Source organism: Microbacterium sp. KSW4-4 (assembly GCF_023091185.1).
GTDB lineage: Bacteria > Actinomycetota > Actinomycetes > Actinomycetales > Microbacteriaceae > Microbacterium > Microbacterium paraoxydans.
On sequence record NZ_JAHWXJ010000001.1, the window covers coordinates 165,783 to 179,335 of the forward strand.

At 71.4% G+C, this 13,553-nt stretch carries 11 protein-coding genes and 1 tRNA gene; 8 read left to right on the forward strand and 4 right to left on the reverse strand.

Annotated elements, in window-relative coordinates; translation table 11 throughout:
• Positions 1–76: 76 nt before the first annotated feature.
• The 6 genes from KZC57_RS00820 (at position 77) to KZC57_RS00845 (ending at position 5,676) form a co-directional block, all read left to right on the forward strand.
• Positions 77–1,057: a hypothetical protein gene (locus KZC57_RS00820; protein ID WP_247640834.1), complete on the forward strand. Its 981-nt coding sequence runs from the start codon at positions 77–79 to the stop codon at positions 1,055–1,057.
• Positions 1,058–1,172: 115 nt separating this feature from the next.
• A complete protein-coding gene (locus KZC57_RS00825; RefSeq protein ID WP_060922668.1) occupies positions 1,173–1,952 on the forward strand; it encodes a fumarylacetoacetate hydrolase family protein in 780 nt (259 codons plus the stop codon).
• Entirely contained in the window at positions 1,949–3,208 is a 1,260-nt protein-coding gene (locus KZC57_RS00830; protein ID WP_247640835.1) for an MFS transporter, read from the forward strand. Before KZC57_RS00825 ends, KZC57_RS00830 begins: the two co-directional genes overlap by 4 nt.
• Entirely contained in the window at positions 3,205–3,969 is a 765-nt protein-coding gene (locus KZC57_RS00835) for a class I SAM-dependent methyltransferase (RefSeq protein ID WP_247640836.1), read from the forward strand. Before KZC57_RS00830 ends, KZC57_RS00835 begins: the two co-directional genes overlap by 4 nt.
• Before the next feature lie 29 nt (positions 3,970–3,998).
• Complete coding sequence (gltX, locus tag KZC57_RS00840; protein ID WP_247640837.1) at positions 3,999–5,504, forward strand: glutamate--tRNA ligase; 1,506 nt, start codon at positions 3,999–4,001, stop codon at positions 5,502–5,504.
• 100 nt (positions 5,505–5,604) lie between these two features.
• Positions 5,605–5,676: transfer RNA gene (locus tag KZC57_RS00845), tRNA-Gln, on the forward strand.
• A 54-nt stretch (positions 5,677–5,730) separates the two neighbouring features.
• Here the strand turns inward: KZC57_RS00845 and KZC57_RS00850 are convergent.
• The 4 genes from KZC57_RS00850 to KZC57_RS00865 form a co-directional block, all read right to left on the reverse strand.
• Positions 5,731–6,270 (reverse strand): hypothetical protein, encoded by a 540-nt coding sequence (locus tag KZC57_RS00850; RefSeq protein WP_247640838.1) that lies wholly within the window; start codon positions 6,268–6,270, stop codon positions 5,731–5,733.
• Between the two features lie 112 nt (positions 6,271–6,382).
• Positions 6,383–7,075: an ion channel gene (locus tag KZC57_RS00855; protein ID WP_247640839.1), complete on the reverse strand. Its 693-nt coding sequence runs from the start codon at positions 7,073–7,075 to the stop codon at positions 6,383–6,385.
• Positions 7,076–7,079: 4 nt separating this feature from the next.
• Positions 7,080–8,924: a glycoside hydrolase family 15 protein gene (locus KZC57_RS00860; protein ID WP_247640840.1), complete on the reverse strand. Its 1,845-nt coding sequence runs from the start codon at positions 8,922–8,924 to the stop codon at positions 7,080–7,082.
• A 237-nt stretch (positions 8,925–9,161) separates the two neighbouring features.
• A complete protein-coding gene (locus KZC57_RS00865; RefSeq protein WP_144881007.1) occupies positions 9,162–10,151 on the reverse strand; it encodes an alpha/beta fold hydrolase in 990 nt (329 codons plus the stop codon).
• A 248-nt stretch (positions 10,152–10,399) separates the two neighbouring features.
• On the opposite strand from KZC57_RS00865, the gene KZC57_RS00870 reads away from it, so the two are divergent.
• The gene (locus KZC57_RS00870) at positions 10,400–13,033 is read left to right on the forward strand and encodes a LuxR C-terminal-related transcriptional regulator (RefSeq protein ID WP_247640841.1); all 2,634 of its coding nucleotides are present in this window, start codon (positions 10,400–10,402) and stop codon (positions 13,031–13,033) included.
• A gap of 77 nt (positions 13,034–13,110) precedes the next feature.
• Positions 13,111–13,530, forward strand: coding sequence for a DUF6325 family protein (locus KZC57_RS00875; protein WP_247640842.1), 420 nt, complete (start codon positions 13,111–13,113; stop codon positions 13,528–13,530).
• The last annotated feature ends 23 nt before the right edge of the window (positions 13,531–13,553 follow it).

Below are 13,553 nucleotides of genomic sequence, written 5' to 3' on the forward strand. Positions count from 1 at the left end.
CGGGGGGAGTGGGGGAAGAGGAGCGGGGGGTGTGGAGAACGAGAGGTGAGGAGAGCAGGCGGGGGAGAGTGAGGGGATGTCGCGGCGCCTCTCGTTCTCCGAAGCCTGGGATCTCGTGCGATCGCGGGAGGAGGTCCTCGACACGGGGGTCACGGAACGGGAACTGGGGGAGGCGGTCGCGTACGGCAGGCTGCGACGGGTGCACCGGGGGGCGTATGTCGACGCGGAGGTCTGGGACGCGCTGTGGCCGGAGGGGCGACAGCTCGTGCGGGTGTGCGCCGTACGACGGGCCAGCGCCGGCGGAGGTCCGGTATTCTCGCACCTCTCCGCGGCGGCGCTCTGGGGGCTGCCGCTCGTGGGGCCGATCCGGGACGACGTGCACACCGCGATCCGCAGCCGTCGGCACAGCCGGACCGAGGCCGGGGTCGTCCGACACCAGATGGCGCTCGACGAGGGCGACATCGTCCGGCGACACGGGCTCCGGTGCACGTCGTTGATCCGTACCGTGTTCGACCTCGCGAGGCTGCTGCGCCCAGAGGCCGTCGTCGCGGCCGGGGACGCGGCGCTTCGGATGGTCTCGATCGACGGACACGAGGTCGACCACGATGAGGTCGACGCCTGGCGGGCCGAGGTCGACCGGCTGTGTACGGCGGGGCTCCGGGGCGTGCGGCGCGCGCGGTGGATCGGAGCCTTCGCGGACGGACGGGCGCAGCTTCCGGGCGAGAGCGTGAGTCGCCTCCAGCTCCACCGACTCGGCTTCCGGGACATCGGTCTGCAGATCCCCGTCGTCGGCTCTGACGGCGCGCGGTACTTCGCCGACTTCGGCTTCCCGCGGTCGCAGGCCTTCGGGGAGTTCGACGGGGAGGACAAGTACCGGGATGCGGAGCTGCGGACGACGCCCACGGCGACCGATGCGGTGATGGCGGAGAAGCACCGCGAGGACGAGATCCGCGGGGTCACGGGGTGGCGGGTGGTGCGCTGGGGCTCCCGACACATCCGCACCCCCGAGGACCTCGGGCGCCGGCTCGCCGCGTTCGGCATCCATCCGCCCGGCTGAGGTCGGTTGAGCCCCCGGGCTCGCGTCGAGACCCCGCCTCACCTGCGCACGCAAGGCGGGGTCTCGACGAGAAAGCGGGGTCTCGACAGGGGAGCAGGGGATCTAGGGTGGAGGGATGAAGATCGCCCGGTTCAGCCACGACGACGCCATCATGTACGGGATCATCGACGACCGCGAGCTCGTGGTCCTGGCCGGGGACCCGATGTTCTCCGGGTACGAGACCACCGGCGCCCGCGTCCCGCTGACCGAGGTCACGCTGCTCGCGCCCGTGATCCCGCGCTCCAAGGTCGTCTGCGTTGGGAAGAACTACCACGACCACGCCGCCGAGATGGGGGGAGTGGCCCCCGAGGAGCCGCTGCTGTTCCTCAAGCCGAACACCGCCGTGATCGGCCCCGACGACGCGATCGTGCGTCCCGTCGCCCTCTCCGAGCGGACGGAGTACGAGGGCGAGCTCGTGGTCGTGATCGGGCGGATCGCCAAGAACGTGAAGGCGGAGAACGCCCTCGACCACGTGCTCGGCTACACCATCGGCAACGACGTCACGGCGCGCGACCTGCAGCGCAAGGACGGGCAGTGGTCGCGGGCGAAGGGCTTCGACACGTTCTGCCCGCTCGGCCCCGTGATCGAGACGGACTTCGACCCCGCACAGGCCACGATCGAGACGCGGGTGAACGGCGAGGTCCGCCAGCACGCCCCGCTCACCGACATGATCCACTCGGTCGCCGCAATCATCGAGTACGCCTCCGCGGTGTTCACGCTCCTTCCGGGCGACGTCATCATGACGGGGACTCCCGCCGGCGTGGGCACGTTCGAGGCGGGCGACACGGTCGAGGTCGAGATCTCCGGACTCGGCATCCTCCGCAACACCGCGCGCGACGCCGCTCCCACGTCATGATCGAGGTCGCCCTCACGGCGACGCAGCAGCAGGCGGTCCAGCGTCGCACCGTGCTCGTGCTGTCGCTGGGGCAGGTGCTCGGCGGCATCGCGTTCGGAGCCACCGTGTCGCTCGGTGCGCTGCTCGCCGCGGACATCTCCGGCAGCGACGCGCTCTCCGGACTCGCGACGGCGTCGGTGACCCTCGGGGCCGCGGTCTGCGCGATCCCGCTCGCCCGGATGGCCGCGCGGCTCGGACGGCGTCGTGCACTCACCCTCGGCAACCTCTTCGCCCTCATCGGCATCGCCGTGGTGATCCTCGCAGCATCCGTGCGCGTCTTCCCGCTCCTGCTCGTCGGCATCCTGCTGATCGGTGCGGGGAACGCGGGCAACCTGCAGTCCCGGTTCGCGGCCACGGACCTCGCGGCCCCGCAGCATCGTGGGCGCGACCTCTCGATCGTCGTGTGGTCCACGACGATCGGCGGCGTGGCGGGGCCGCTGCTGCTCGGTCCGGGGGAGATCGTCGGCCAGGCGATCGGCATGCCGCCGCAGACCGGCTCGTACGTCTTCTCGTTCGTCGCGCAGTGCGCGGCTCTGGCGCTCTATCTCGTCGCGCTCCGACCCGATCCGCTGCTCGCCGCGCAGCGACTCGCGCAGGCGGCGGCCGCCGCGACGAGCGCCGCCGTGGCGGACCGCCCGCGCGTGGCCCGCTACGCGATCTTCGCGATCGCGGGGTCGCACGTGGTGATGGCGTCGGTCATGGCGATGACCCCCGTGCATCTGTCCCACATGGCGCACGGCGCCCACGGTGCGGCCGCGACCCCGGCCGACGTCTCAGCGCTCGTCGGGATCACCATCGCGCTGCACGTCGGCGGCATGTACGCGCTCTCGCCGGTGTTCGGCGTGCTGGCCGACCGCTGGGGGCGGCTGCGCGTGGTGCTGCTCGGTCAGGCTCTGCTCGGCGGCGCCCTGGCCTTCGCCGTCTTCGCGGGCACCGAGGCGTGGGGCGTCATGGTGGCGCTCATCCTCCTCGGCCTCGGGTGGAGCGCCGCCACGGTCGCCGGCGCCGCCCTGCTCACCGAGGCCTCGGCCCCCGACGTCCGCACGCGGCGGCAGGGACGCAGCGACTCGCTGATGAGCCTGTCGGCCGCCGCCGGGTCCGTCCTCGCCGGCGTCGTGCTGTCGAACTTCCAGTACGCCGGGCTCGGTATCGCGGCCTCCGTGCTCGTCCTCGCGATCGTCGCGCTGTCGCCGCTCGCCCGGAGCAGCGCGCGGTGAAGGCCTGGGGTGGCGTCGGGGAGGCCTATGCCGCCTCGTACGCGGCCCTGTGCGCGGGGACCTTCGACGTCCTCGCCGCCGCCCTCGGACCGGCGGAGGGTCGCAGCCTCCTCGACGTCGGGGCGGGGGAGGGTGGCCTGGCGGTCCGCTTCGCCGGCCTGGGGTGGGACGTCACGGCCTGCGAGCCGGAGCCGACCATGCGCGCCGTCGCCCGCCGGCGGCACCCGACGCTGCGCATCATCGACGGCGGCCTGCCGACGCTGCCGTTCGCCGACCGCGCCGTCGACGCCGTCGTGGCGAACTTCGTGCTGAACCACGTCTCCTCCCCGCGGACCGCCGCCCGGGAGCTGGGGCGGGTCGCACGCGGACCGGTCGCCGCGACGACCTGGACCCGCTCGCCGTCGTGGTTCTGGGCCGAGGTCGTCGAACGCGCGGGGCTGCGGCCCTCTGCGGGGGAGAGGCTTCCGGCGGAGGAGGACTTCGATCGCACCGCGGACGGCTTCGCGGCCATGCTCGTCGACGCCGGACTCCCGGAGGTGTCGGTCACCGAGCACACCTGGACCTGGCACGCCGACCCGGACGCCCTGTGGGTCTCGGTCGAGGGCGGTGTGGCCGGCGCCGGGGCGCACTACGCCGGGCTCTCCTTCGCCGAGCGATCCCGGTTCCGCGCAGGGTTCGAGGAGACGGTCGCCGCGCATCGGGTGGGTGCGGTGCTCCCGCTGGAGCACCGCGCGGCCGTGGCGGTCTCGCGCCGGGGCTGACCGGCCCGCACCCGTAGAATCGAAGGGCTATGGCTACTCCGCATCCCCTCACCACGACCGCCAGCGGCGCCGACGTCCGCGTCCGCTTCTGCCCCTCTCCGACGGGGCTGCCGCACGTCGGCATGGTCCGCACGGCTCTGTACAACTGGGCGTATGCCCGTCACAACGGCGGGAAGATGGTGTTCCGCATCGAGGACACCGACGCCGCACGCGACAGCGAGGAGAGCTTCCGCCAGCTCGTGGACGCGCTCACGTGGCTGAAGATCGACTGGGATGAGGGCGTCGAGGTCGGCGGCCCGCACGCCCCGTACCGCCAGTCCGAGCGGCACGACATCTACCGCGAGGTCATCGACAAGCTGCTCGCGACGGGCGCGCTCTACGAGAGCTACTCGACGGCCGAGGAGATCGACGCCCGCAACGAGGCCAACGGCCGCGCGAAGCAGCTCGGCTACGACAACTTCGACCGTGACCTCACCGATGAGCAGAAGGCCGCCTTCCGCGCCGAGGGCCGGCAGCCCGCCCTCCGCCTGCGGGTGCCGGATGAGGACCTCACGTACGTCGACCTGATCCGCGGCGAGGTCACGTTCCCCGCGGGCTCCTTCCCGGACTTCGTCGTCGTGCGCCCCAACGGTGTGCCGCTGTACACGTTCGTGAACCCCGTCGACGACGCGCTGATGGGCATCACCCATGTGCTCCGCGGCGAAGACCTCATGCCGTCCACCGCGCGGCAGCTCTCGCTCTACGCCGCTCTCATCGACGCGGGTGTGACGACGTTCGTGCCACGGTTCGCCCACATGCCGCTCGTGCTGGGGGAGACCGGCAACAAGAAGCTCTCCAAGCGCGACCCGCAGGCCGATCTGTTCCTGCACCGGGAGCGCGGCTTCATCCACGAAGGGCTCCTGAACTACCTCGCGCTGCTGGGCTGGTCGATCGGCCCGGACCGCGACGTCTTCTCGCTCGACGAGTTCATCGCCGCGTTCGACATCGAGAACGTGAACCCCAACCCGGCCCGCTTCGACCAGAAGAAGGCCGAGTCGATCAACGGCGACCACATCCGCATGCTCGACGTGAAGGACTTCGCCGAGCGCACGGTGCCGTACCTCGCCGCGGCCGGCCTGTTCGACGAGCCGACCCACGAGCAGCTCGTCCTCGCCTTCCGCGCGGCTCCGCTGGTGCAGGAGCGCGTGCAGCTGCTGGGCGAGGTGCCGGGCATGCTCGGCTTCCTGTTCCGCGACGAGGTGTCGTACGAGGCGGATGCGCTCAAGGGGCTGCCGGCCAACGCCGCCGAGGTGCTGGACGCCTGCGTCACCGCGCTGGAGCCGGTCACCGACTTCACCCCGGAGAAGATCCAGGAGGTGCTGTCGACGGCGCTCGTGGAGAACCTCGAGCTCAAGCCGCGCGTCGCCTACGGGCCGCCGCGTGTGGCCATCACCGGCCGCCGCGTCTCGCCGCCCCTGTTCGAGTCGATGGAGCTGCTGGGCAAGGACGAGTCGCTGCGCCGCCTGCGCGCGCTCTCGGCGTTCCTCGGGAACTGATCCGCGACGCGCCCGAGCGGCGACACGGCACCGGTGGTTTTGGTGATCGGTCGCCGCTCGGGTAAGCTTGACTCTCGGTGCGAGGCTCCGGTTTCGCCCTTGGGGTATGGTGTAATTGGCAACACGGCTGATTCTGGTTCAGTTGTTCTTGGTTCGAGTCCAGGTACCCCAGCACTTCGAAAACCCCCGCTCTGGCGGGGGTTTTCTCGTTCTCCGGCACGGGCTCTCAGTGCACGAAGACCTTCAGCACGATGAAGACCATGCCGAACGCCGCCGTGCCCGCGGCCCCGAGCAGACGCACCCACCAGACGCTGCCCCGTCCGAGGAACGCGATGTAGCCGAGCAGCGCCAGGATCACGACGCCGGACCAGAGGGCGGCGTCGTTGGCGAGGTCGTCGGGGATGAGCCGCGTCGTCCCGGCGGTGAGGATGAGGCACGGTATGGCCGCAGCGCCGAGCATCCCCAGGGAGTCGGCGAGGGAATGGCGGAGGGCCGCTCCGATGCCGATCACGTGGCCGTCGACCTCACCGTGCCGGGCCACCGTGCCGGCGTACACGTGGGCACCCCAGAAGACCAGCACCGTCGCGATGACCGTGAAGAGCACTGACGCCGACGTCTCGCCATGGGAGGAGGACAGCGCGACCAGACCGCTCACCAGGATGGTGCCGTACACGGCGGACTCGGTGCCGAAACCGGTACGCAGGGTGCGGCTGGCGTTCAGCAGGGCGGCGCTGGCGGGGTCGGGCCGAGGAGCCGGGTCGCTCATCGCCGTCACCTCCCTCCTCGCGTCGTCGGCCGTGGCCGTGCGACGCGCACGCCGACGCGTCGAACCGTAGCGGGGAACCGGTCGGGGCACATCACCCCAGGAGTGTGACGACTCAGGTCTCCGCCGCGCGGCCGGGATCGTCATCGACGGCGTCCTCCCGGGGGTGCCGCTCCCAGCCCGTCACGACGCGCGCGACGACGGTGACGAGGAAGAGCTGTCCGACGACGGCCTCACAGATCGCCACGCTCTGGGCGCCGGCCTCGACGGGGACGACGTTGCCGTAGCCCGTCGTCGTCATCGTCGTGAACGAGAAGAAGAGCACGTCGGTGATGGCGTCGGGCTCGCGTCCTCCGAAAAGCGGACCGCCGGTGAGCGCGATCGCGCTGAAGACGTAGGTGAAGAACATGCCGATCAGGAGGTAGGCGCAGACCGCCGCCCAGAGGGTCCGGGCGTCGATGCGCCGGCCGCGCAGCTCGGAGGCGATGATCACGACCAGGGCGAACAGGTAGGCGGCTGCGGCGGCGACGCTCAGCCCGACGGCGAGCACGGTGCCGGGCTGTCCCATCGCGAAGGCGGCGATGGTGACGAGCAGGACGATCCCGAGCGCGGCGTCGCCCACCGCTTCCGTCCTCCGCCGCACCCCTGCGGCGTGCAGCGCCGCCGCGACGGTGAGCAGCTGCGCGGCGAGCGCGACGAGACTCGGGCTCGCCGACGCCTGCGCCGCCGTGAAGCCGTACGACACGACGATCGAGGCCAGGACCAGCGGGTAGCCGCGCAGACGCCTCCAGGTCGATCGCGTGCCCATCGCCTCAGCGCGCTCGATCGAGCCGGTCGTTCAGCGACAGTGCCGCGTCGATGAGGGCGAGATGCGTGAAGGCCTGCGGGAAGTTGCCGATCTGCTCCCCGGTCGGCGAGATCTCCTCCGAGAACAGCCCGACGTGATTGGCGTACGTGAGCATCTTCTCGAAGACGAGCCGTGCCTCGGCGACGCGCCCCGCACCCGCGAGCGCCTCCACGTAGAGGAAGGTGCAGAGGGAGAACGTGCCCTCCGAACCGGCGAGCCCGTCGGGGGACGCCGCGGGGTCGTATCGGTAGACGAGGCTGTCCGAGAGCAGCTCGTCGCCCATGGCATCCAGCGTGGACAGCCACATCGGATCCCTCGGCGCGATGAAGCCCACCTGCGCCATCTTCAGCAGCGAGGAGTCCAGCACCGTGTCGCCGTAGTGCTGCACGAACGCCTGCCGCTCGGGGTTCCAGCCGTGTGCCATGATCTGCTCGTACACGGCGTCCCGCTCGCGGATCCACCGATCGAGCGGCGCCGGCCGACCGTGGACCGTCGCGAGACGGATGCCGCGGTCGAAGGCCACCCAGCACATCAGCCGTCCGTAGGTGAAGTCCTTGCGGCCGCCGCGGGTCTCCCAGATGCCCTCCTCCGGCTGATCCCAGTTGTCGACGAGCCAGTCGAGCAGTTCGCAGATGGTGACCCAGCCCGGATGGCCGATGGGCGCCCCGTGCTGATCGAGGTACCAGATGGCGTCCAGTGCCTCCCCGTAGATGTCGAGCTGCAGCTGGTCGGCCGCGCCGTTGCCGATGTGCACGGGGGAGGAGCCGCGATAGCCGCTCCAGTGGTCGAGGGTCTCCTCGCGGAGGTCGGGGGATCCGTCCACCCGGTACATGATGGCGAGCGGGCCGGCGGCATCCGGCGCGCGTTCCGCGACCCGGTCCTTGAGCCAGCCGCCGAGCGTCACCGCCTCGTCGTGGAACCCCATCCGCAGCAGCGCGTGGACCGTGAAGGAGGAATCCCGCACCCAGGTGTACCGGTAGTCCCAGTTGCGTCCGCCGCCGATCTGCTCCGGGAGCGCCGCGGTGGGAGCGGCGACGAGGCCGCCGCTCGGCGCGTAGGTCATCAGCTTCAGGGTGATCGCGGAGCGGTGCAGGAGTTCGCGCCAACGGCCGGAGTACGGCGACTGGCCCACCCAGTCCTGCCAGAATCTCGCGGTGTCGTCGTGGAGCCGCTGGATCTCCTCGGGGCTGATCTCCCTCGGGACGGCGTCCGGGCTGGTCTCGAGCACCACGCCTCGGACATCGCCGGCGCGGAGCGACACGCGGAGGGTCAGGTCTCCGTCGTCGTCCGTGAGCGCACCCGCCGACCGCTGATCGGTGGGATGGCGGACCACGCTGACGGCGAGCCGTGCGTCCTCGGCGACGAAGAGCGCACCGACGTCGCTCACCTCGAGCGTGTGCGCCCGCCGGCCGTAGTCGAACCGCGGGGCGATCTCGACCGCGAACGTCACGGTTCCGCGGACGCAGCGGAGGAGACGGATCAGGCTGTGGCCTTCGCGGGCGGATTCCCCTGCCGTGGGCATGAAGTCGACGAGCTCGGCGACGCCCTCGTCCGTGAGGAAGCGGGTGATCAGGATCGCGGTGTCGGGGAGATAGAGCTGCTTCCTCGTGAAGGAGTCGGTCTCCGGGCGGATGCGGAACCTCCCGCCGTCCTCGTCCAGCAGCCCGCCGAAGATGCTGGGCGAGTCGAAGCGCGGGCTGCAGAACCAGTCGATCGTGCCGTCGGTCGCGACGAGGGCGGCCGTCTGCAGGTCGCCGATGAGCCCGTGCTCGGCGATGGACGCCGGCGACTCGGGGGCCGGGGTGTTCATCTCTGCCGTCCCGGCTGGTCGTGCCGCGCGGCGGCGGGTGGCGGTGCGGCACGGTCTGCCTCCTGGCGCAGGAGCGCGGAGATATCGATCGGCTGCGTGTCCGTCGGGGTGGGATCCATCGTGCGCATGGCGACTCCCTCGTTCGCGCGCCCCCGGTGGGCGCACGGCGCCACCGTACGTCCGGGGCGCGCGGAGTCGGATCACTCCGAAGGGGTGATAGTGGGACGGCGGACCGTGTCAGGTGCTCGACGGCAGCGAGCCGCGGTGGATCTCGTAGGTACGGGTGACCCCCGGCGCCTCGGGATCGTCGACGATGGGCCGATCCGCCATGAACAGGCGGATGACGTTCGCCAGCTCGCGGGGGTTGCTGTAGTTGATGGCGTGCGCCGCCCCTTCGATGACCACCGCGAGGACGTGGTTGTCCGTGCGCGACGCCACCGCTTGCAGGCGCTCCGGTCCCGGCATCAGCGGATCCCGGTCGCCGATGACCACCAGGGTGGGGATGTCCAGGGCGAGGAGCCTCTCCAACGACGGGTAGTGGGTGAGGGCCCGGAACAGGCGCACGGTGCTCGACACCCCGAAGCGGAGGTAGTCCGGGCCGGCGATCCGCATCAGTCCCGGCGGCTCGCGCACGCCGTCCCTGGCGAGCTGCAGCATGGCGCGCTGCACAGGCTGGTTGTGCATGCCGCCCGCGGGCGACACCAGGACCGCCCGGTCGATGCGGTCGGGATGGAGGCGCGCGAACTCGCAGATGACGGGGCAGCCCATCGAGTTGCCGACCAGCGTCGCGCGCTCGACCTGACGGTCGTCGAGGAAGCGGGCGACGGCGTCGGCCAGTCCGGGGACGTCGAGAGGGGTGCGGGGCCTCCCGCTCCGACCGGAACCCGGCAGATCGGGCACGAAGGTGTGGAAGTCGTGTCGGAGCACCTCTGCGGTGGGGAGCAGGTAGCGGCCGGACAGACCGAAGCCGTGGATGTGCATCATCGTGCGGGAGACCGCGGGCGCAGGGGCCTCGCGATAGAACACGTCCACCCCGTCGATCGTGGTCCAGCACTCCTCGAGAGCGGAGGCGCGGTGCCGGGGCAGACGCCGCGCACGGGGCGGGGCCGCCGCGAGGGCGGGCGCCGGGCGCGCGGCCAGCCACCGCCGGTAGTCGTCGTACGGATCGTCCGGTTCATTCTCGGGGCTCGTGTTCCAGGGGTGGCCCCGGCGTCGGCGGTGGCTCATGGCGATGCCTCACCTCCTCCGACCGGACGACGGATCGCGCAGCACCTCGCGTGCGTCGAGGGTACTCACGAGATGCGGCGCCGACGTCATCCGTCGCGGATGATGATGGCGGGCCGACCCACTCCGGGAAAGTCACCCTGATCGGGTGATCCGCATCTCCCCGGGTGGTGTCACCCTCAGTAGGCTCCATCGCCACGGGAACTTCGCTGTCCCTCTCTCACGGGACCTCAGAGGAAGCGTCGCTGAATGTGCTGAAGGTCGTAAGCGGTCAGTTCATCCCCTCCTACGCCGTCGACAGGCCGGCGGCGCGCGGTGAACTCGACGGCGCGCTCCTGCGGCCGCTCACCCTCGTCACCGCGCCCGCCGGCGCGGGCAAGTCCGTCCTCCTGAGCCAGTGGGTCCGTGCGCATCCCGAGCGCCGGTTCGCCTGGGTGGACCTCAGCGACGACGACAACGATCCGCATCTCTTCGTGAAGCACCTCATCGACACCGTGCGGCGGATCGCCCCGGAGATGCGGTCGGTCCCGGAGCCCGATCGCCGCGGGGGCGTTCCGGGCGACGACCCCCTGCTGCTGCGGGACGTCGCCGCGCGGCTCGGAGCCGTCGGCGAGACCGGGATCGTGCTGGAGAACCTGCACGCCGTCCACAACAGGTCGATCGTCACGGAGCTGAGCACGGCGGCCGCCCTGCTCCCGCCGACGGTGCACCTGGTCATCTCCAGCCGGATCGACACCCCCGAGGTGTGGAACGACAACAGGCTTCGCGGTGAGGTGGGGGAGATCGGGCAGTCCAGCTTCGTGCTCGATCTCGAGGAGGCCGCCACGCTCCTCGCCACGCTCGCGGGCCGTCGTCTGGACGCCGAGGAGGTGGCGGTGCTGCTGGAGCGCACCGAGGGGTGGGTGACCGGCCTGCAGCTCGCGGCGTCGGAGCTGCGCCAGCGCTCAGACACGGCCCGGTTCGTCGCCGAGTTCCACGGGGCGGATCGCTTGGTCGCGGGCTATCTGACGAGGGAGGTCCTGGATCCGCTGGCGCCCGCGGCCCGCCGTGTGCTGCAGGAGCTGTCGGTGGTGGACCGCTTCGACGTCGATCTGGTCACCGCGCTCGGCCACCCGCCGTCCACGTGGGACCTCGTCGGTCGACTCGAGCAGGGGGCGCTGTTCGCGACGCCTCTCGACGACTCCGGGGAGTGGTTCCGGCTGCATCCGCTCCTGCGCGAGCTCCTGCAGCATCAGCTGCGCGCGGCGGACGCGGCGGCGGAAACGCGCGTGCTGGTGCGCGCGGCCACCTGGCATCTCGATCGCGGAGAGTCCGGCACCGCGATCGAGTACCTCCTCCGAGCGCACGCCTGGGACCGCGCGATCGACGCGATCGTCGCCTGCAACGTCGATCTGTTCGAGCAGATCGACACCGTCGCGGTGGCCCGCCAGCTCAACGAGATCCCCGACTCCGCCCTCTCCGGCCGCATCGACGTGCAGCTGCTGCGTGCGGTCCTGACCGCGACGACCGGTGCCACCGCGCTCGCCGAGGACCGCCTGCGGGCGATCCTGGCGACGCCGGGAATCACGGCGGGGGAGACGACCTACGCCCAGACGTTCCTGGCGAGCCTCGTGCACTGGCGCTCCCGGCCCGACGTCTCGATCGAGTTCGCGGAGCGCGCCCTGGAGGGAATCGACTCCTTGGGCGCCCCCGAGACGCCTGCCCACTTCCTCTCGCCCGCGATACTCCGCACGATCGCACTGATGTCCCGGGGACGCGCGTACCTCTTCGTCGGGGACTTCCCCCAGGCGCAGCAGTCTCTCGAGGAGGCGCTCCGGTCAGAGGGCGCCGGCTACTCCGTCCTGCGGATCGGCGCCCTGGGCGCCCTCGCGCTCGTCCATGCGTGGTGCGGGCGCACCAGAGAGGCGAGCGACTTCGCGGCGGAGGCGCAGGCCCTGGCCCGGGAGCGCGGCCAGCAGGACCACCCCGCTACCGCGGAGGCGCATCTGGCGAACGCGCTGGTCGCCCTCATCAAAGGAGGGCTGGACCGCGCCGAAGCCGCGCTGCGGGTGGGAGCCCGACTGGCGAGCACGGACTGCCGCGCCTCGCTGAGCTGGGTGGCGTTCGCCGCGGGGTCCTCTCTCGATGACCTCCGCGGCAGCGACCAGATCCGTACGACGCCGCTCGGCTCACCACCCCCGCTCGTCGCGGAGGCGCTGCTGGCACGCCGCGCCAGGGCGATGCGGCTGAACGGCTCTCCGGAGGGCGCGCGTCGTCTGCTGAGCGCCGCACCGACGCTCACGACCGCTGTGATGTTCGAGAAGGTCGCGGCCGAACTGACGCTCGGACAGCTCCCGGAGGCGCAGACACTGCTCCGGGAGTTCACGACGCTCCCCGATGCGCGGAGTCCGCTCGGCCGCGTCCGCGGTCTGCTCCTCGCGTCGTGGTGCGCCGCGGAGGGCGCGATGGGCGGTCGCGCCCGTGCGCTTCTCCAGGAGGCCCTGCAGCTCGCCGAGGCGGACGTGCTGGTGACGGTGTTCGTCCACGCCGGTCCCTCGACGCTGCGGAGAGTGGTCGAGCTGACCGAGGGGTACCCGGCACCGATCGCCGAAGCGGTGCGGGCGCTCGCGCCGTACGGGATCGAGGCCCAGCGCGCCGACGGGCCGCCCGTGCACCTCACCGAGCGCGAGCGGGAGCTGCTCGCGCTGCTCCCCACGCGCTTCACCAACGTCGAGCTCGCGGAGAGGTTCTACGTCTCGGTCAACACGATCAAGACGCACACCGCCCACATCTACGGGAAGCTGGGCGTCTCCACGCGGAGCGAGGCCATCGCCCGCGCCACGCAGCTGGGTCTGCTGAGCACCCGCAGCACCCCCGTCCTGTCGTTCGTCGACCGCGACTACTGATCTCCCGCCTCATTCTCCGCGGGTGATGTCGGTCGTCCGCCCTGCGACCTACCCTCGATCGGGAAGGGAGCGGCACGATGACAGATTTCCCGTACGGACCCGTCGAGATCTACCTGATCGGATTCGACGGCGACCGCCCGGGCAGGGAGGTCGCCGCCGCAATCATCGACCTCGTCGGGGCCGGCACCGTGCGGGTGCTCGACCTGCTTCTCGTGTCCCGGCAGTGGGGCGGGACGATGACCGTGCGGGAGCTCGAGGAGGTCATCGACGATCACGGCCTCGCGAGTCTCGAGTTCCTCGAACTGGGCCTGACGGGCGAGGAGGACATCCGTCAGCTCGGCGCCGCCATCGAACCCGGCACCTCGGCGGCGATCCTCGTCGTCGAGCACGTCTGGGCACGGCGTTTCGCCCAGGCGCTGTTCGACGCGGGTGGGCGCGTGCTCCAGACGCAGGAGATCCCTGCCGCGGTCGTCAACGAGTTGGTCGCCGTCACCTGACGGCCGTGCACAGGAGAGGAGGG

Bases quoted from the DNA above. Each gene is read 5' to 3' on its own strand.
- KZC57_RS00820 (WP_247640834.1), top strand. From the start codon at position 77: ATGTCGCGGCGCCTCTCGTTCTCCGAAGCCTGGGATCTCGTGCGATCG.
- KZC57_RS00825 (WP_060922668.1), top strand. From the start codon at position 1,173: ATGAAGATCGCCCGGTTCAGCCACGACGACGCCATCATGTACGGGATC.
- KZC57_RS00830 (WP_247640835.1), top strand. From the start codon at position 1,949: ATGATCGAGGTCGCCCTCACGGCGACGCAGCAGCAGGCGGTCCAGCGT.
- gltX (WP_247640837.1), top strand. From the start codon at position 3,999: ATGGCTACTCCGCATCCCCTCACCACGACCGCCAGCGGCGCCGACGTC.
- KZC57_RS00850 (WP_247640838.1), bottom strand. From the start codon at position 6,270: ATGAGCGACCCGGCTCCTCGGCCCGACCCCGCCAGCGCCGCCCTGCTG.
- KZC57_RS00855 (WP_247640839.1), bottom strand. From the start codon at position 7,075: ATGGGCACGCGATCGACCTGGAGGCGTCTGCGCGGCTACCCGCTGGTC.
- KZC57_RS00860 (WP_247640840.1), bottom strand. From the start codon at position 8,924: ATGAACACCCCGGCCCCCGAGTCGCCGGCGTCCATCGCCGAGCACGGG.
- KZC57_RS00865 (WP_144881007.1), bottom strand. From the start codon at position 10,151: ATGAGCCACCGCCGACGCCGGGGCCACCCCTGGAACACGAGCCCCGAG.
- KZC57_RS00875 (WP_247640842.1), top strand. From the start codon at position 13,111: ATGACAGATTTCCCGTACGGACCCGTCGAGATCTACCTGATCGGATTC.